At 63.8% G+C, this 17,223-nt stretch carries 16 protein-coding genes and 3 pseudogenes; 13 read left to right on the forward strand and 6 right to left on the reverse strand.

What is annotated here, in order from left to right; genetic code table 11:
* Nucleotides 1-33: 33 nt before the first annotated feature.
* Nucleotides 34-1,758, reverse strand: a complete 1,725-nt coding sequence (locus HDG33_RS30875; protein WP_184038256.1) for a phospholipase C — start codon at nucleotides 1,756-1,758, stop codon at nucleotides 34-36.
* Nucleotides 1,759-2,050: 292 nt separating this feature from the next.
* Between HDG33_RS30875 and HDG33_RS30880 the strand changes: the two genes are divergently transcribed.
* From HDG33_RS30880 to HDG33_RS30905, 6 genes and pseudogenes are all read left to right on the forward strand, one after another.
* Nucleotides 2,051-2,368, forward strand: a complete 318-nt coding sequence (locus tag HDG33_RS30880; protein WP_184038259.1) for a YXWGXW repeat-containing protein — start codon at nucleotides 2,051-2,053, stop codon at nucleotides 2,366-2,368.
* Nucleotides 2,369-2,612: 244 nt separating this feature from the next.
* A pseudogene (locus HDG33_RS30885) lies at nucleotides 2,613-3,203 on the forward strand (RNA polymerase sigma factor); the annotation flags it as partial.
* A complete protein-coding gene (locus HDG33_RS30890) occupies nucleotides 3,200-3,616 on the forward strand; it encodes a hypothetical protein (protein WP_184038265.1) in 417 nt (138 codons plus the stop codon). The pseudogene HDG33_RS30885 and the gene HDG33_RS30890, both read left to right, overlap by 4 nt.
* The gene (locus tag HDG33_RS30895) at nucleotides 3,613-4,125 is read left to right on the forward strand and encodes a periplasmic heavy metal sensor (protein WP_184038269.1); all 513 of its coding nucleotides are present in this window, start codon (nucleotides 3,613-3,615) and stop codon (nucleotides 4,123-4,125) included. The genes HDG33_RS30890 and HDG33_RS30895 overlap by 4 nt, the downstream gene beginning before the upstream one ends.
* Before the next feature lie 82 nt (nucleotides 4,126-4,207).
* Nucleotides 4,208-5,740 carry a DUF1800 family protein gene (locus HDG33_RS30900; protein WP_184038272.1) on the forward strand — a complete coding sequence of 511 codons (1,533 nt, stop codon included), beginning with the start codon at nucleotides 4,208-4,210 and terminating at the stop codon, nucleotides 5,738-5,740.
* 5 nt (nucleotides 5,741-5,745) lie between these two features.
* Nucleotides 5,746-6,894, forward strand: a complete 1,149-nt coding sequence (locus HDG33_RS30905; RefSeq protein ID WP_184038275.1) for a DUF1501 domain-containing protein — start codon at nucleotides 5,746-5,748, stop codon at nucleotides 6,892-6,894.
* Nucleotides 6,895-7,357: 463 nt separating this feature from the next.
* On the opposite strand, the gene HDG33_RS30910 is transcribed toward HDG33_RS30905, so the two are convergent.
* Both HDG33_RS30910 and HDG33_RS30915 read right to left on the reverse strand, forming a co-directional pair.
* A complete protein-coding gene (locus tag HDG33_RS30910; protein WP_184038278.1) occupies nucleotides 7,358-7,936 on the reverse strand; it encodes a DUF1349 domain-containing protein in 579 nt (192 codons plus the stop codon).
* Nucleotides 7,937-7,981: 45 nt separating this feature from the next.
* Nucleotides 7,982-8,962 carry an AraC family transcriptional regulator gene (locus HDG33_RS30915; protein WP_184038389.1) on the reverse strand — a complete coding sequence of 327 codons (981 nt, stop codon included), beginning with the start codon at nucleotides 8,960-8,962 and terminating at the stop codon, nucleotides 7,982-7,984.
* A 426-nt stretch (nucleotides 8,963-9,388) separates the two neighbouring features.
* Here HDG33_RS30915 and HDG33_RS30920 point away from each other — a divergent pair, with 426 nt between their 5' ends.
* The 4 genes and pseudogenes from HDG33_RS30920 to HDG33_RS30935 all read left to right on the forward strand — a co-directional run.
* Nucleotides 9,389-10,195, forward strand: a complete 807-nt coding sequence (locus HDG33_RS30920; protein ID WP_184038281.1) for an SDR family NAD(P)-dependent oxidoreductase — start codon at nucleotides 9,389-9,391, stop codon at nucleotides 10,193-10,195.
* A gap of 108 nt (nucleotides 10,196-10,303) precedes the next feature.
* On the forward strand, nucleotides 10,304-10,600 hold the full coding sequence (locus HDG33_RS30925) for a YciI family protein (RefSeq protein ID WP_184038284.1): 297 nt from the start codon (nucleotides 10,304-10,306) through the stop codon (nucleotides 10,598-10,600).
* A gap of 110 nt (nucleotides 10,601-10,710) precedes the next feature.
* Nucleotides 10,711-11,484, forward strand: a complete 774-nt coding sequence (locus tag HDG33_RS30930; RefSeq protein ID WP_184038286.1) for an SDR family oxidoreductase — start codon at nucleotides 10,711-10,713, stop codon at nucleotides 11,482-11,484.
* A gap of 216 nt (nucleotides 11,485-11,700) precedes the next feature.
* Nucleotides 11,701-13,148 (forward strand): annotated as a pseudogene (locus HDG33_RS30935) (Tn3 family transposase); the annotation flags it as partial.
* 32 nt (nucleotides 13,149-13,180) lie between these two features.
* Here the strand turns inward: HDG33_RS30935 and HDG33_RS30940 are convergent.
* Together HDG33_RS30940 and HDG33_RS30945 are read right to left on the reverse strand one after the other, a co-directional pair.
* A complete protein-coding gene (locus HDG33_RS30940) occupies nucleotides 13,181-13,744 on the reverse strand; it encodes a flavin reductase (RefSeq protein WP_184038289.1) in 564 nt (187 codons plus the stop codon).
* A gap of 47 nt (nucleotides 13,745-13,791) precedes the next feature.
* Nucleotides 13,792-15,186: an LLM class flavin-dependent oxidoreductase gene (locus HDG33_RS30945; protein WP_184038291.1), complete on the reverse strand. Its 1,395-nt coding sequence runs from the start codon at nucleotides 15,184-15,186 to the stop codon at nucleotides 13,792-13,794.
* 294 nt (nucleotides 15,187-15,480) lie between these two features.
* Here HDG33_RS30945 and HDG33_RS30950 point away from each other — a divergent pair, with 294 nt between their 5' ends.
* The 3 genes and pseudogenes from HDG33_RS30950 (at nucleotide 15,481) to HDG33_RS30960 (ending at nucleotide 16,714) form a co-directional block, all read left to right on the forward strand.
* On the forward strand, nucleotides 15,481-15,771 hold the full coding sequence (locus HDG33_RS30950; protein ID WP_184038294.1) for a nucleotidyltransferase family protein: 291 nt from the start codon (nucleotides 15,481-15,483) through the stop codon (nucleotides 15,769-15,771).
* Between the two features lie 242 nt (nucleotides 15,772-16,013).
* Nucleotides 16,014-16,130, forward strand: a pseudogene (locus HDG33_RS37745) (recombinase family protein); the annotation flags it as partial.
* A 14-nt stretch (nucleotides 16,131-16,144) separates the two neighbouring features.
* Nucleotides 16,145-16,714: an XRE family transcriptional regulator gene (locus tag HDG33_RS30960; RefSeq protein WP_184038297.1), complete on the forward strand. Its 570-nt coding sequence runs from the start codon at nucleotides 16,145-16,147 to the stop codon at nucleotides 16,712-16,714.
* Between the two features lie 18 nt (nucleotides 16,715-16,732).
* Here HDG33_RS30960 and HDG33_RS30965 read toward each other — a convergent pair whose 3' ends face one another.
* On the reverse strand, nucleotides 16,733-17,110 hold the full coding sequence (locus tag HDG33_RS30965) for a BON domain-containing protein (RefSeq protein WP_184038300.1): 378 nt from the start codon (nucleotides 17,108-17,110) through the stop codon (nucleotides 16,733-16,735).
* Nucleotides 17,111-17,223 lie beyond the last annotated feature (113 nt).

The raw sequence follows: 17,223 nt of genomic DNA on the forward strand, positions 1-17,223 counted from the left end.
GTGCGGCAGAACGGACGGATAAACGGTGGCTCCTTAGTTCGTTGCAGGAGGAGCCGACAGCTTGGTGCCAAGGTTCGTGTCGAGGTACAACGCCGGCGTTTTGCCACCGTTGGTGAAGTCGAACAGCGACGCGATGCTCCCCGTCGTCGCATCGTGCGATCCGTTGCCGATGCGGGTGCCGCCGAGCCAGTTGTCTTCGATGAACCTGACAACCGAAGCCTGAGTGATCGCCGTGTGGTCAACGTAGTTGCTACGTGCGTACGGCGAGATCACCAGAAGCGGAACACGCGTTCCCGGGCCGCAACGGCCGTTGACAGCCGCGCCTGTCACGCCGACGCCTTGCTTCGCGCCCGTCGCGTTGCAGGTGCCCGTGTTGTTCAGCTGGTCGGCGGTGGCGTCAAACGACGAAGTCGTCGGCGTCGCATAAGCGTGGTCGTACCAGCCATCCGAATCGTCGTACGTGATGATGACGGCGGTGTTCTTCCAGTCCGGCTGTTGCTGCAGGAAGTTGACGACCTTCGTGATGAACGCCTGCTCGTCGATCGGATCCGAGTTGCCCGGGTGCGCATCGCCGACGGCCGGTGCCTTCAGGTAGCTGACCGACGGGAAGTTGCCCGCCGAGACGGCCGTGAAGAAGTCGTTGACGTCGTATTGATGGTGCACCGGCGTAGCCGTCGAATCGAGCGGGTCGGTCTGTCCAATCTGCGCGGTCGACGTCGGGCGCGTGTGCGCCAGGTTGGCCGTCGTAGCGTAGTACTGGAACCAGTTGTGGTGAGGTATGTAGTCCGTCTTCGTTGCGCCGAGGACCGACGAGTAGGTACTGCGCTTGCACGCCGTGGTGCCGTTCGAGTTGGTGGCGCTCAGGTCGAAGCCGCCCATGAAGCCGCCCCACGTAATGCCTTTCGCGTTGAGGAGGTCACCGATGTTTTTGTTATTCGAGCTCAGCGTGGCCTGGCCGCTCGACGTCGAGGTGTTGCACACGTCCCCGGTCGGGTCGGAATCGCCGTTCATCGTGAAGCTGCCCGCGCCGTCGCCAATCACGTTGTCGCCTTGAGCGATACCGTTCGCAGGAATAGCGCCGTTGGTCTGGCCGGAAACCACCTCGAGCGCGCCCGGTGTCGACGGACCGTACGTGTCGGTGTACATGTTGTCGCTCATCGCGAAGTTCTGCGCGTAATTCCACAGCGCGGTGACCGTGTTGCCGTCGAAATAGCCCATCACGAGACCCGGCGTGCCGAACGTCGAACCGCTGCCGGCGCTGTTGTTACCCGTGTACTTGGGGAACAGGTCCGCCGCGCCATTGTTGTAGGCGAGCTGTTCCTTCATGTAGTCGTGCGACTGGCCGTTGGTGTTGGCCTGGCTGCGGTCGAGGCGGAACGGATTGATACCGCTGCCTGCGGAGGCCGCGTTGTTCGCCGTGTTCAGGAAGTTCGGGTTGCTCGTCAGAAGCGAATTCTGATTCAGATTGTTGATCTGGGCCGGCGTGTTCGCCGCCGTGAACGCCGGTTCACCGGCCGGGTTCTGCGCGTTCGGATAGGTGCCGAAGTAGTGATCGAAAGAACGATTCTCACCGAAGATCACGACGAGGTGCTTGATCGGCGTTGCCGTGGCCAACGCGTCCTGGGCGGATACGGTAGCAGTCGGTGTGGAGGCCGGCGCGGATGCAGTCGAAGGAGAGCTGACGCCGCTGTTTCCGCATGCGCTCAGCACGAACAGTGCGGCGGCAAACGGAATGGGCAAAAGGGCTTTACGAAACATTCTTTGGTGGCTCCACATTCGCGGTCCAGCCCTTCCATCGATAGGTATGAACGGTGCTGGAAATTGTTGTTAGAAGCGTAACGGCCGACGCCAGTGATTGCAGCCCGGGCATTGGACCATCAAAAAATGAAAATTTTCGGGCGAAACGCCGACTATTGCCTTACGTGAACCCGACTGTATTCGTGCATTTTTTTCGCAAATAGCGCGACGGATTTCTCCCGCTGCCGCGTTCAAGTAGAAACGGGGCCGTCCTGGGCGCCGACTTGTCCCAGCCTTGAAGGGAGAAATCGACATGAACACCAACCGCATCAGTCGCTTGCTCGGTTCCACGCTGAGCGCCGCGCTGTGCTGCGCGGCCACGCTGACGGCCGCGCCCGCCTCCGCACAAGTGATGATCGCGCCGATGGCACCGCCGCCGCCGCGCGTCGAAGTCGTGCCCGCGCCACGGGACGGCTATGTGTGGGATCAGGGCCGCTGGCGCTGGGAGCACGGCCGCTATGCGTGGGTGCCGGGCCACTGGCAGCCGGTGCGCGTCGGCTATCACTGGGTGCCCGGGCATTGGGCGCAACGTGGGCCGCACTGGCGCTGGATCGAAGGACATTGGGCTTGAACGAGGCTTGCGATGAAAACACTCGTGATGATTCTGCTGGCGGCCTCGCTCGCCGGCTGTGTGGTCTATCCGGCACGCCCGGCCTATTACCGGCCGGCGGTCGTCGTATATTGACCGCGTACGTGATACCTGGCCGGATAGCGGCGTAGCGGCACGACAACATAACGACACGACAGCTGAAGGAGCGGCGGCAAGTGAACGACGTTGATCCCGTGATGCGGTCCTCACGCGAAAGCGCGCGCGTGATGTCGCGACCGAGCCGCACGCCTTGAGCGACGCACCAGCCGATCCGGACGCCGAGCTGATCGCGCGGGTGGGCCGCGCGGAGCCCGGCGCGGTCCGCTCGCTGGTCGCGCGCAAGCTGCCGCGGCTACTTGCGCTCGCCACGCGCATGCTCGGCGATCGCATGGAAGCGGAGGACATCGCGCAGGAGGTCTTCGTGCGAATCTGGAAACAGGCGGCCCGCTGGCGTGAAGGCGAAGCGAAGTTCGACACGTGGATGCATCGGGTTGCGCTCAATCTCTGCTATGACCGTCTGCGCGGCCAGCGCGAAGACCCGAGCGACGAACTGCCCGATTCGGCCGATCCAGCCGCGCCGCCCGACGCGCGGCTCGAAGCACGTGCCGACCACGCGCGCGTGCGCGCGGCGCTCGCCGCGCTGCCGGCGCGACAGCGCGAGGCACTCGTGCTGACCTACTACCAGGAGATGTCGAACCTCGACGCTGCCGCCTTGATGGGCGTCAGCGTCGATGCGCTGGAGAGTCTGCTGAGCCGCGCGCGCCGCGGTTTGCGCGCCCAACTGGCCGGCTGCGGCCTTAGCAAGGACAAGTCATGACGCCCGAAAGATTCCATCAGATCGTTGCAGCGTACGGCGCCGACGCGCGCCGCTGGCCGGAGCGCGAACGCGAAGCTGCGCAGGCGTGGGCGCGCGCGCATCGCGACGAAGCCGATGCGGCGTTGAGTGACGCGGCCAGCCTCGACGCGTGGCTCGCCGCCGACGAGCTCGAGCCGCCGAGCCTCGAACTGCAGCGTCGCATCATCGACCGCGCGCCGTCGCGACGCCCAGCCGCGCGCTGGCGTTTGTGGTGGTCGGGCGCGGCGGTGGCAGGTGTCGGGCTGCTCGGCGGCGTGGCGGGGGCGTTCGCGGTGTCGTTCTTCGTGCTGACCGGGAACGCGCCGGTCGTGCATGAATCCTCGTATCTGACTTCGAGCTTCGGCGGCAGCTCCGCCGATTGGAGCGGCGAATGAACGGGCGCTCGTGGAAATTTGCGCTGCTGGGCTCGGTGGTGCTCAACGTGTTTCTGCTCGGCGCGATCGCCGGCGGCGCGTATCAATGGTTCGCCGCGCACGGTGCGAATCCGCCGGCGGCGGCGCAGGACCAGCGCGCGCTGCGGTTTGCCGCCGAGCCGCTGTCGGCGCAGCAGCGGCAGGCGTTTATCGACGGCCTGAAGAGCGCGCGGCGCGACGGGCGCCAGTATGCGCGCGACGCTCGCGAAGGGCGTCGTGAGGTGCTGCGTCTGCTGGCCGCGCCGCAGTTCGATCGCGCCGCACTCGATGCGGCGCTCGCGCGCACGCGCGCGGCCGACGTCAGCCTGCGCGCGATGGTCGAAGCGAGCGTCGCCGATTTCGCGGCGACGCTGACGCCCGAGGAGCGCGTCGAATTCGCCGAGAGTTTGAAGTTGCGCGGGCAATGGCGCGAAGCGCAGCCGGCGCCGAACGCGAAAAAACCGGCGGTGAATGCCGCATCGAGCGATTAAAAAATGCGCGCGATGGCGACGGATTTCAGCGTGTCGGCCGTTTAACGGACATGCAGGTGTCCTACCTGCCGACGAGGAGCGTATGGCCAACTCACCGAACCTGAATGCCGCGGCGATCGCACTGAACCGCTTCGGCCTCGGCGCGCGCGCCGACGACACGCCGCCCGCCGATCCGAAGGGCTGGCTGCTCGCGCAGTTCGAGCAGTATCAGCCGCGGCCCGACGCGTGGGCGAACCAACCCGATTCGATCGCATTGTCGACACAGCTCGTGCAGCAGCGCATGCAGATGGAACAGCAGTCGAAACAGAAGGCGGGTAAGGAGACCAACCCGAGCCAGAATGCGAACCACGGCGCAAACAACAGTGCAAACAACAGCGCCAGCAACACCGCAGCACCCAGCCAGACCGACGCGCAAGCCGCCAGGCAAGCCGAAAGAAAAGCACTCCGCGTCGAAATCCTCGACATGTATCGCTCGTCGGTCAATGCGCGCGTCGCAAGCGCGCTGACCACGCAGACGCCGTTCATCGAACGCCTCGTGCATTTCTGGGCGAATCACTTCGCGGTGTCGACCGAAAAGCCCGGCGTCGCGGCGCTCGCCGGGTCGTTCGAAGCGGAGGCGATTCGCCCGCACGTGCTCGGCCGTTTCGAGGACATGCTGGTCGCCGTCGAGCGTCATCCGGCCATGCAGCTGTTCCTCGACCAGACCCGCTCGGTCGGTCCCGACAGCATGGCCGCGCTGCGCGCCGCGCAGCGCAATCCGGACAACAAACGCGGACTCAACGAGAACCTCGCGCGCGAGATCATGGAGCTGCATACGCTCGGCGTGCGCAGCGGCTATAGCCAGGACGACGTGACCGAGTTCGCGCGTGCGCTGACCGGCTGGAGTCTCGTCGGCAATCCGGGGAACGGCGGCGCCAATGCAAACCGCCGCGCGCTGGAACAGAACGGCGAACCCGGCAGCTTCGTGTTTCGTCCCGCGCTGCACGAGCCCGGCTCGCGCACGATCATGGGACGCCGCTACGACGAAGCCGGCGAACAGCAGGCGCTCGCGATCCTGCACGACCTCGCGCACGCACCGGCCACCGCGCAGCATATCGGCACGAAGCTCGCGCGCCATTTCGTCGCCGACAATCCGCCACCTGGCGTCGGCGAACGTCTGGCCGCTGCGTTCACGCGCAGCGACGGCGATCTGCCGACCGTCTATCGCGCGTTGATCGATACGCCGCAAGCGTGGTCGCCGGCCGCGGTGAAGTTCAAGACGCCGTGGGAGTGGACCATCTCGTCGATGCGCGGACTCGGCTGGCACGAGCCCGGCAATCTGCAGAGCGCGCCGATCCTCACGCAGCTTGGCCAGCCGGTGTGGCGGCCCGGTTCACCCGCCGGCTACGACGATATCGCCGCGAGTTGGGCCGCGCCCGATGCGCTCGTGCGCCGCGTCGAAGTCGCGCAACGCTTCGCCGCGCGCGTGGGTGACCGGCTCGATGCGCGCTCGCTCGGCCAGACCTTGCTGGCTGGCTCGCTCAGCGAGCCGACGGCCACGGCGGTGTCGCGCGCGGAAAGCGCATCGACGGCGATCGCGCTGCTGCTCGTATCGCCCGATTTTCAACGGAGATGAACGCCATGCTGTCACGCCGTCAGTTTCTGAGCGTCGCCGCCGCCGGTGCCGGCGCAATGCTCGTGTCGCCGCGGATTGCGTTCGCGCATGTCGCGACCGACCGCCGCTTCGTGTTCGTGATCCAGCGTGGCGCGGCCGACGGGCTGAACATCGTCGTGCCGTACGCGGACCCCGCGTACGCGACGCTGCGCGGGCCGCTCGCGATCGATGCGTCGAACGCGCCGCATCTGGACGGCACGTTCGCGCTGCATCCGGCGCTCGCGCAGATGGCAAAGCTGTACGCGCAGCGCGAGGCGTTGTTCGTGCACGCGGTCGCCTCGCCGTATCGCGACCGCTCGCATTTCGACGGACAGAACGTGCTGGAAACCGGCGGCACGTCGCCGTATCAGACGAAGGACGGCTGGCTCAACCGGCTCGCGGCGCAACTGCCCGCCACCCGCGAAAACGCGATCGCGTTCGCGCCGACCGTGCCGATGGCGCTGCGCGGCCCTGCGGCGGTGACGTCGTATGCACCGTCGGCCTTGCCGCAGGCGCCCGATGATCTGCTCGCGCGCGTGTCGCAACTGTACGAGCAGGACGTGCAGCTGCGTGCGCTGTGGGAATCGGCGATGGCGGCGCGCGGCCTTGCGGGCGACGCTGGCGCGCGCCAGGACCCGGCGAGCCTCGGCAAGCTCGCGGCCAGTTTTCTGGCGCGCGACGACGGTCCGCGCATCGCGATGATCGAGACCGGCGGGTGGGACACGCACAGCGCGCAGAACGCGCGGCTCGCGAATCAACTGAAGGCACTCGACACGATGCTCGCGGCGTTGCGCGACGGCATGGGTTCATCGTGGAGCAAGACCACGGTGCTGGTCGCGACGGAGTTCGGCAGGACCGCCGCCGCGAACGGCACGGGCGGCACCGATCACGGCACCGGCTCGGTCGCGATGGTGCTCGGCGGGTCGGTGCAGGGCGGACGCGTAATGGCGGATTGGCCGGGCCTCGCGCCGCATCAGCTGTATCAGTCGCGCGACCTGAAGCCGACCGCCTCGCTCGATGCGTTGATCGCCGGCACCGCGAGTGAAAGTCTCGGGCTCGATCCCGAACGGACGGCGGCAGCGCTGTTTTGCCGGACCATGGCGGGCAGACCGATGACGGGCGTCGTGCGGGCGTGACGCGTTGATCGAACGACGGCGTGCAATGACGATGGCACGCAGGCGTGATGGGCGATCGAGGATTCCGTGGGCGAGCGACGTGCGATCGCGGCGGACGGGGGTTCGCGTCGCATCGGCATGGCGAGTCGCGTGAGCCGACGCTGACTGCTTTGCTCGACGCGTTGATCGTCGGTGCAGCGAGCGAAAGTATTGCGCTCGATCCGGAGCGCACCGCGGCCGCGCTATTCGGGGTGCCGTCAAGATTCGGACTTTTACGTACGCCAAGCGGGCCACTCATGATGGTTCAGCGCAGTCCGATTGCCGGCCGTAACCTCTGTTGGTGGTGCGTAGGGGTGCAATCCATGAACATGGAATTGATATCGCTGCGAGGAAGTGCTCGTGACTCACGGCACTGCAACGATCGGCGAAGGCCGGGTCACCCCGTCGAAAACGGATGCTGAATAGCACCACAACCACAATGCGCTCACTCGTGAAGTTGCCGTGAGATGGGAGCGCCGATCGTCAGCCCGCGGAACACCACTTCGAACCCCTCCCGCTCAGGGGAACAACACATCACACCCACGTCGGCAGACGAGGACGGCGGCAGATACGCGAGGCGGGCCATTTGCCAGATGTTGTTCGTGGAGTCGAGATACTCGACTCGAATCGACTCGCCATGACGCGTTAAACGCAACCGCAGTTCCGGCCCAGCATTAAGCATTTTCAGGACCGACCAGTCAGACGTATCGTTTGTCACGACCACCGAGAAACACAATTGCCCATCGGTGTATTCAATCCCGGCCTTGATCCAGTGTGTTTCGCTCAGGCGGATCATCAGCCCGGCCTGATCGTAGAGCGCTTCGTAGCGGCCTTCGATCGTCACGTCCGCCGTAAAATCGCCCTCAACCGAGCGATACGCGAAATGCCCGCTGTCGCGCCGGAATCCATAGAAGGTCTCACGCCAGAAGTCGGTTTTCAAATCGGTGCGCACAAACAGATCGCTTCCGCGAACCTCCGACCTCGCGGGCGCATTAAGCCATCTGAGACCGTCGATGTTCAGCATCTTGCTCTCCCTCCGTCAGATTGAACGCGAACTGGCACGACCGGTTCAGGGGCCCGCTTTGCTGTGAGCCGTCCGAACCGCCTGCGGTGTCTTTCCGGTCCACGCCTGAAACGCCCGGATGAACGAGTTGGGATCCTCAAAACCGAGCAGAAACGAGATCTCCGCGCCAGACATGGACGAGTTGAGCAGGTAGTGGTGCGCGAGCGCCTCACGCAGGGCATCCAGCGTCTCCTGGAAGCTGCTACCTTCATCCTTCAACCTGCGTTGCAGGGTCCGGGTACTGACACCTAGTTTGCGGCAGACCGCATGCATCGACAGCTCACCTGCCGGCAGCGACTCGAGCAGCACGCTGCGCAGACGCTCCACCATGCTTGCAGTCCGGTCCAGATGCGCGAGCCGCTGGCGGAGGGCGGGCTCGAAGAACGACCACATCTTGTGATTCTCGGTCAGGAAGGGCCGCTCAACGTCCGTCGCCGCAAAAACCAGGGTGGCCAGCTCGGTGCTGTCGACTTGAACGCCGAAGTAGGCCTCGTACAAACGCAGGTCCGATTCCGATCCTTGCGGCGACGGCCAACCCACCCGCAAAGGTTGCACGTGGCTGCGCGTAGCGAGTCGCGCAAGTTGCACGAAGAACACAAGCTTGAACGCCAGGAACACGTCCGGTGGCGGCTCGGTACGGTCAAGGAAGTCGATGGTGACGGTGGAGTGGGCCGCCGCGCGCTCCACGTTGATCGCGATCGGCGCGACCAGCCTGACGTACTTACCGATGCGATCCAGTGCCCCTCCCATGTTGGCACTGCAGAGCGCGGCAAAAAGCTCCGGGTCGAACCAGTCGGAAGACATCACCTTTGCAATGCGCAGTGGCGCCGGACAGTCTGCCTGGACAGCCTCGGCTTCGGCCGCGATGGCCCGCCAGAGCTTGAAGAAGTCCGCTGAGTCCAGACGTACGTTCTCGCGCGCGAACAGATCGGCAGGGAGCTGCGCGCGACGCAGCACGCCGGGGGTCGTCAATCCCGCGTCCTGCATCAGCAATCGCCAGCCAGGCCACACGGCGTAGCTTAAAGCGGGAACGCGGCGCCCGTTTAGAGGGTTTTTGTGTTCGGTAGACATGGACGAAGTTTAAGCGGTCGATCGCGACAACGCACTCGCCGGACGCGCCAATTACGTACTTCGCTTTTTGGCGCGTTTCGCTACTCGATTGGCGCGTTCGGCGAGTGTACATCGGGCGCGTCAGCGGCAAAGTACTGCATGGGCTTCGGCGCGCCATCGCAGACCGCGGCATTCACCCGCCCACGCGGCCACATATCGGCTGCTGAGCGCGGGAGAGCCGATCGGCGCTGATTGCCGCGCCGTTGCGGTAGCCGTCACAGCCTGAACTGACGAGTTCCAAATGCGAATTCCCGATCGAGAACTGCATTCCAACAAACACGCGGTATCTTTGGAGAGGTCAAAGTGAAAAAGACTGTCCTGATTACAGGCGCATCGTCGGGTTTTGGACTGATGCTTGCCAACCACCTTCACCAGCAAGGTTTCAATGTCATCGGCACCAGCCGTGAACCCGAAAAATATGCGGGCAAGGTGCCGTTCAAATTACTGCGTCTGGATATTGACGATGACAACTCGATCAGGTCGTTCACGGACGAGTTGTTCCAGAACACCAGACAGCTGGATGTACTGGTCAACAACGCGGGTTACATGGTCACCGGCATCGCCGAAGAAACACCCCTCGATCTGGGTCGACAGCAGTTTGAGACCAATTTCTGGGGCACCGTCAAGGTGACCAACGCCTTGCTGCCCTATTTCAGGGCGCAGAAGGGTGGGCAGATCATCACGGTCAGTTCCATCGTGGGCCTGATCGGTCCGCCGAATCTGTCCTATTACACGGCGTCGAAGCATGCGGTGGAAGGCTACTTCAAGTCCTTACGGTTCGAGCTTGATCAATTCAATATCAAGGTCAGCATGGTTGAGCCCGTCTGGTTTAAAACCAACCTTGGCCATAACGCTGTTTCAGCCGCCAGCGATGGCATTGCAGACTACAACGCATATCGGAAGAAGGTAAACGCCGCGACGAAAAAAGGTATCGACGAAGCAGAAGCGCCCGACGCGGTTGTCAACACCATTACCAGGCTCATTAATACGAAGGCGCCGAGATTCAGCAATCCCGTGGGGAAAATGACGGGCATGATTCTTTTCCTGCAAAGCTACGCACCCCGGATGTTTGAAGGTTCGATACTGAAAAGCGTCCGAACTGCCGGATAAGCAAAGCATCTCCTGCAGGGTTCCGGTCATGCTATGACGGCTGGCAGGTCAGCATCAGGCATCGCCGGTCGCCGTTGAATATTTCCATTCTTCAATGAGGCTTTATCTATGAAGTACTACCTGTGCAAATTTATTCCGCCGCGCGCCAATTTCCTGGCGACGATGTCTTCTGATGAACAGGAATGGATGAGACAGCATGGCGTTTTCCTTGATGATCTCCTCGCTAAAGGGATGATCGTCGCGCACGGCCCGGTGATTGATGAAGCCGGCGGCTATGGCGTCTCCCTCTACAGGATCGCCGATGACGAGGATATTGCCGCATTCACCTCAGAAGACCCCATCGTGAAGAACGGCGTCGGCCATTACGAGCATTACACCATGCTTCATCTGAAGGCACGCGGCTGATACCGCCGCCACGCCTTACCTGGGCATGTCAGCCACCCGTATTTTTGAATTTTCACCACCAGTCGCCAGCAGCGCACCGAGCTGCTGGGAGCTCAACCCGGAATACCTCTATGACAACCGCACTCATTACCGGCGCCTCGAGTGGCATCGGCGCAGTTTATGCCCGCCGTCTGGCCGCACGTGGCCACGATCTTGTCCTCGTTGCGCGCGCGACTGATCGCCTCAACACGCTCGCTACTGAACTGCGCCAGGCACACGGTATCGCGATCGAGATCATTACTGCCGATTTGACCGAGGGATCCCAACTCGAACCGGTACTTCAGCGCCTTCGCTCCGAACCGCCGATCGACGTTCTCGTGAACAACGCTGGTGCCGGGCTGATCGGTGATTTTGCCTCTGCCGACCCCACGCAGATGCACAAGCTGCTGCGTCTGAATGTCCTTGCGCCCACCTTGCTTGCTTCTGCCGTTGTCGGCGGAATGGTGGAGCGTGGCAGCGGTTCGATCATCAACATCGCGTCGGTGCTCGCGCTTCTGCCCGAATACTCGCATGGCATCTACGCGGCCACAAAGTCCTACGTGCTGACACTATCGCAGAGTCTCGCGGCCGAGGTCACAGGGAAGGGCGTCTATGTGCAGGCAGTTCTGCCAGCGGCCACGCGCACGGAGATTTATGAGCGCGCGGGCGGGGACATCAGCAAGATACCCGACGTGATGGAAGTTGACGATCTGGTGGACGCGGCGCTGGTCGGCTTCGATCGCAAGGAGCTGGTAACGATTCCGCCGGTGCCTGACGTCGCGGCGTGGGAAGCCTTCGAGCAGGCGCGCGGTGTCCTGGCGTCAGGCTTCAGCAATTCTGAACCGGCACCCCGTTACCGCTCCTGAGGGGAACGACGTCGGTGACCAGCCGAGGAAACGGCCTACAGGGGTTATTGCTCCCGAAAAAAGATCTCAAAGTTCTTTGTGGCGTCGCCCACGGTCGAGCGTCGACCTTGAATTGCCGCGGGCGGCCCGATCTTTTAAATGGTTTGTTCGTCGGGTTGGGCTATACCCCATCCTGACGTCAGATAAACCTGTCAAAAACGTCAGAATAGGGCCGTCCTGACCTGGCTGCGGCAATCGCCGGGAGAGCCGAGCGCAAAGGCAGTTCTGGCTCATATCGATCGCCTGCAGGCGATCCGCGCGCTCGACCTTCCGCTGGACATCGGCCGCAACATCCATCAGAACCGCCTGCTGCGCCTCGCACGTGAAGGCGGACAGACGGCCGTCTATCAGATCGAGGAATATGAAACGGACCGGCGTCACGCCACGCTCGTTGCGATCCTGCTTGACACGACCGCGACGCTGACAGATGAAATTCTGAACCTCCACGACCGGCTGATCGGTTCGTTCTTCACCAAGGCGAAGCACAAGTACGAAAAGCGTTTTGCGGCCGAGGGCAAGGCGGTCAATGACAAGGTGCGCCTTTACGCGAAGGTTGGCGCGGCATTGATCGCCGCGAAGGAAGCAGGCGTCGATCCATTCCAGGCCATCGAAGCCATCGTGCCGTGGGAGTCCTTCACGGCCAGCGTCCGTGAAGCGGAGCAACTCGCACGTGACGCCGAATCGTCATCGGACGGCCAGCGCTTCCGCGCCGGGGGCACGGTCACGCCGGTGGGTATCGGAACGCGAAGTACGGCAACGAGCCGGGTGTGCTGTTCTATACGCACATCTCCGATCAGTACGCGCCGTTTCACACCAAGGTCATCAATTCGCCGGTGCGCGACGCCACGCACGTGCTGGATGGCTTGCTGTATCACGAGTCTGAGCTGCGCATTGAAGAGCACTATACGGACACAGCCGGCTTCACTGATCACGTGTTCGCGCTGTGCCATTTCCTCGGTTTCGAGTTCGCGCCGCGCATTGCCGATCTGGCCGACAAGAATCTGTACGTACCCGGCAAACCGGGCGACTGGCCGGCGCTGTCGTCGCTCATTGGCGGTTCGATCAGCCGCAAACTGATCGAACGGGAGTTCGACGACGTGGTGCGCCTGGCCGCGTCGATTCAGCAAGGCACGGTGACGGCCTCGTTGATTTTGCGCAAGCTGAGCGCGTATCCGCGGCAAAACGGTCTTGCGGTCGGCCTGCGCGAACTGGGCCGCATCGAACGTACGCTGTTCACGCTGAAATGGCTGCAGGACCCCGCCTTGCGGCGCCGCGTGTCCGCCGGACTGAACAAAGGAGAGGCTCGCAATTCACTCGCACGGGCGGTGTTCTTCTATCGGCTGGGCGAGATTCGGGATCGCTCGTATGAAAGCCAGCGCTACCGGGCCAGCGGCCTGAACCTCGTGGTGGCAGCGATTACGCTGTGGAACACGGTGTATCTGGAGCGGTCTGTTGCCGCCCTACGGCAGCAACGCGAAATCGACGACAGCCTGATCTCGCACGTCGCGCCGCTTGGCTGGAATCATATTAACCTCCCCGGCGACTATGTGTGGCACGTGAACAAACGGGTTGCCAAAGGGCGATTCCGGCCGCTACGCGTCAGAAAATCGACCGGGCCGTCTTAGCGTACGAAAAAATCGGTTTCTTGAGGGCTCCCCTATTCGGCCGGACGATCGCGGCCGGGCCGTTGGCGAGGCTGGGGCGGGGCAGGTGAAGCGGCGGGCGTCGCGTGAACCGAGCGCTCGCCGACGCGATGATAGCGGCGGCCGTAGTAGATCAGCGCATCGCCCGCGCCCTGCGTGCGCGCGGCTTTCACCGCGCAGAAGAACACCGTGTGCGTGCCGACTTCGGTCACCGACTCGATCTCGCAGTCGAGCGACGCGAGCGCGTCCTGCAACACCGGCGCGCCGGTTGCGAGGTCGTCCCATTGCGCGGCGGCGAAGCGCTCTTCGATCGCGAGCGCGCTCTTGGCGAAGTGCGCGGCAAGCGCCTGCTGCTCGGCGCTCAGCACGTTCACGCAGAGCTTGCCGTTGCTGCGAAACGCCGCGTTGTTGCGGCTGCTGCGGTTGATGCAAACGAGCAGGGTGGGCGGCTCGTCGGTGACGCCGCAGACCGCCGACGCGGTGCAGCCTGCAAGGCCGGCTTTGCCGTCGCTGCTGATGATGTTGACGGCCGCGCCAAGCCCGGCCATCGCGTCGCGGAACGTGCTCTTGTCAAGCATGGGGGCCTCTGCTGGAAGTCGGGTTCGCCAAAACAACGGTGGTCGAGTTAGCCGCGAGGCTCGTCGTCCGGCGCCGCCGCGCAAGCCGGCGAACGGAAGCGCGCCGCTGTGTGGCTCTCAGGCAGCCGCGCGTGGCCGAACAGCTTTTCGCGCAGCGTGCCGTCACGATACGCGCGCTTGTACGCGCCACGTTCCTGCAGCAGCGGCACGACCAGTTCGATGAAATTGTCGAAGCACTCGGGCACGACGGTGCGCGACAGATTGAAGCCATCGACGCCGGTTTCCTCGGTCCACGCGATCAGATCGTTGGCGATTTTGTCGGCCGAACCGACGAGCGGCTGCTGGCGGCTGCCGAGCACCATCTGTTCGAGCAGCTTGCGCTTCGTCCATTGCGGACCGGCCGCGCGCGTCATCGCTTCGACGTTCGACACGATCGCCTGGCTCTTGCCCGTTTTGATCGGCTCGTCGAGGTCGTAGCGCGCGAAGTCGATGCCAAGCGATGCGGCCGCATGCACCAGCGCCGCCTCCGAGCTCACATAGCGGCGGTACTCCTCGAATTTCTCCCGCGCTTCCTGATCGGTGCGGCCCGTGATCACGGTCTGGCCTAGCAGTACCTTGATGTCGTCGGCGCGGCGGCCGCCGGCGACCGCGTGCGCGCGGATGTCGTCGACGATCGTCTTGACCGCCGGCTTCGCCTGGCCGTTGACGAACACGCACTCCGCGTGTGCCGCCGCGAACTGTTTGCCGCGCGCGGACGAACCGGCCTGATACAGCACCGGCGTGCGCTGCGGCGACGGCTCCGCGAGATGCATCGCATCGACGCGGTACTGCTTGCCGTGGTGATGGATCACGTGGACTTTCGACGCGTCCGCATAGACGCCGCGCGCCTTGTTGCGCAGCACCGCGCCGTCTTCCCAGCTGCATTCCCACAGCTTGTACACGAGCTCCATGTACTCGTCGGCGAGATCGTAGCGGTCGTCGTGCGCCATCTGGCCGCTCAGGCCGATCGCGCGCGATGCGCTGTCCAGATAGCCGGTCACGATGTTCCAGCCGACCCGGCCGCGCGTCAGATGATCGAGCGTCGACATGCGGCGCGCGAACAGAAACGGCTGCTCGACCGACAGATTCGACGTGACGCCGAACGACAGATGCCGCGTGAGCGCGGCCATCGCCGGAATCAGCAGCGTCGGATCGTTGACCGGCACCTGCACGGCGCCGCCGATTGCCGCGTCCGGGCTGCCGCCGTAGACGTCGTACACGCCGACCACGTCCGCGAAAAAGATGCCGTCGAACAGGCCCGCTTCGAGCTTGCGCGCGTAGTCGGTCCAGTACTGCAGATCCGTGTAGCGCGTGGACTGATCGCGCGGATGGGTCCACAGCCCTTGCTGGATGTGGCCTACGCAGTTCATGTCGAACGCGTTGAGAACGATTTCCTTCGGCATGGTGTGTTCCGGCTGACGAGCGGGTTCGGGCGATGGCGCTTCGTTTAATATAGTGGACGAAAAATCACTATGCAAGACATGGTTGGCTGGCTGTGCCGGTTGCGGTGGTCGTAGCGGCCGGAACTGGTCGGCGCTGATCCTGGCGCTGCTGCGTCAAAGGTAATCTGCTTGGCGTAGGCCGTGCCGGGGCAGCAAGCCCGCCAACGCAACCGGCATGGCACGGGAGGTGAAGGCATTGCGAGTCTCGACTCAATCGCTTATCGTCTCGATGAGTTTCGATAAGAAAGGATGCCCATGCGACCGTCCATTGTTCTCGACATGAAGCGCAGCGTAGTGCGCGAAGCGACGAGTCGCTTCCGCGCAGCGAACCCGCGCGTGTTCGGCTCGGTGCTGCACGGCACCGACCGGGACGGCAGCGACCTCGATCTGCTGGTGGATGCGCTGCCCGGGGCGACGCTGTTCGACCTTGGGGGGTTGCAGGATGAACCGGAAGCGCTACTCGGCGTCCACGTCGATCTGCTGACCCCGGCCGACCTGCCGCAGAAGTTCCGGGCCAAGGTGCTTGCGCAGGCGCAGCCGGTATGAACGAGAACCGCTTGCCGGACTACCTCGACCACATGCAGCAAGCCGCAACCGATGCTTGCAGTGCAAACGGCGCTACCAGAGCTACTGAAACAACTGCCTGCCGCGTGCCAGGATGCCGAAGATGAAGACCGCAAGGACGATGGAATGAAGCAATGACCGAGCGGATGGAGTTAACGGAACTGAAGGCAACTATCTCGGCCGCCGGCGGCAACGAACTCGTCAATCGGCACTGTCACGCCACGATCATCGGCTACCCCCGTGTCTCGGCGCAGGATCAGAACCTTGAGTTGCAACAAGAGGCCTTGACCAAGGCCGGTTGTCGGAAGGTCTTTGAGGATAAGGTGCCCCCCACTTGCGCAACGACGACCCCGCCATGTCCGAAACTTCCGCCATCGATCTGACCCAGGCGATCTCCGCACGCGTGAGGACCGAGCGTGAGGCACGCAACTGGTCGCTCGCCGAGCTGGCCGAGCGCTCGGGTGTATCGAAGGCGATGATCAGCAAGATCGAGCGTGGCGAGGCGAGTCCGACCGCGACGGTGCTCGGGCGGCTGTCGGGCGCGTTCGGGCTGACGCTGTCCACGTTGCTCGCACTCGCCGAGCAGACCGGCGAGCGGCTCGTGCGTCATGCGGACCAGTCGCTGTGGGAGGACCCCGAAACCGGCTATACGCGGCGGCGTATTTCACCGCCGACCGGCGGCGTGCTGGAACTGCTCGAAATCGAATTGCCGACTGGGGTGAGGGTGCCTTATCCGTCGGATGCATTCGTGTTTCAGCATCAGCAGATCTGGGTCACGCAAGGGGTGCTGACGTTTCGCGAGGGCGCGCTGACGCACCGGCTCGAAGCGGGGGATTGTTTGCAACTCGGTGCGCCGGTCGAATGCGAGTTCTTCAATGCGGGCACCGAGGTTTGCAGATACGTGGTGGGCTTGGTGCGGCGCTGAGTTGCGTCCAGCTTGTGCTCAGCTCCCGCCACTCCCGCGGGATGGCAGGCCCAGGGTGAGCCTGTTGGTCACCGAGGTCACGCCCGGCACGCCTTTCGCAACATCGCCGGCCTGCTGGATCATGTCGCCCTGAGGCACCGAGCCGGTCAACGTCACCGCGCCGCCGCGCGCCCGCACGAACACGTTCGATACATTGAAGCCCGGTGCTTTACCGAGCGCGCGCCGCACGTCGCGGCCGAGCTTGCGATCCGCCGCACGCGTCGATTGGGCGGTCGTGGCCGGCGCGGCTGCCGTGGCGGCGGGCGCTTGCGCGTCGCTTGCCTGGGCATAGGCGCTGGATGCAGTTGCCACGCACAATGCCATACCGAGCGCCTTCAAAAGATTGACTGTTTTCACGGATTCACCATCCTCGATAAGTTGATGTCGCTTCGTTGCATGTTAGAAACTTCGCGCTTTGTCGAGCAGGTCTGGACTCTGGGAAGCGTCTGTCTTGTAGAGGAGTGGTGGTG

The organism is Paraburkholderia sp. Cpub6, assembly GCF_014201065.1.
GTDB lineage: Bacteria > Pseudomonadota > Gammaproteobacteria > Burkholderiales > Burkholderiaceae > Paraburkholderia > Paraburkholderia tuberum.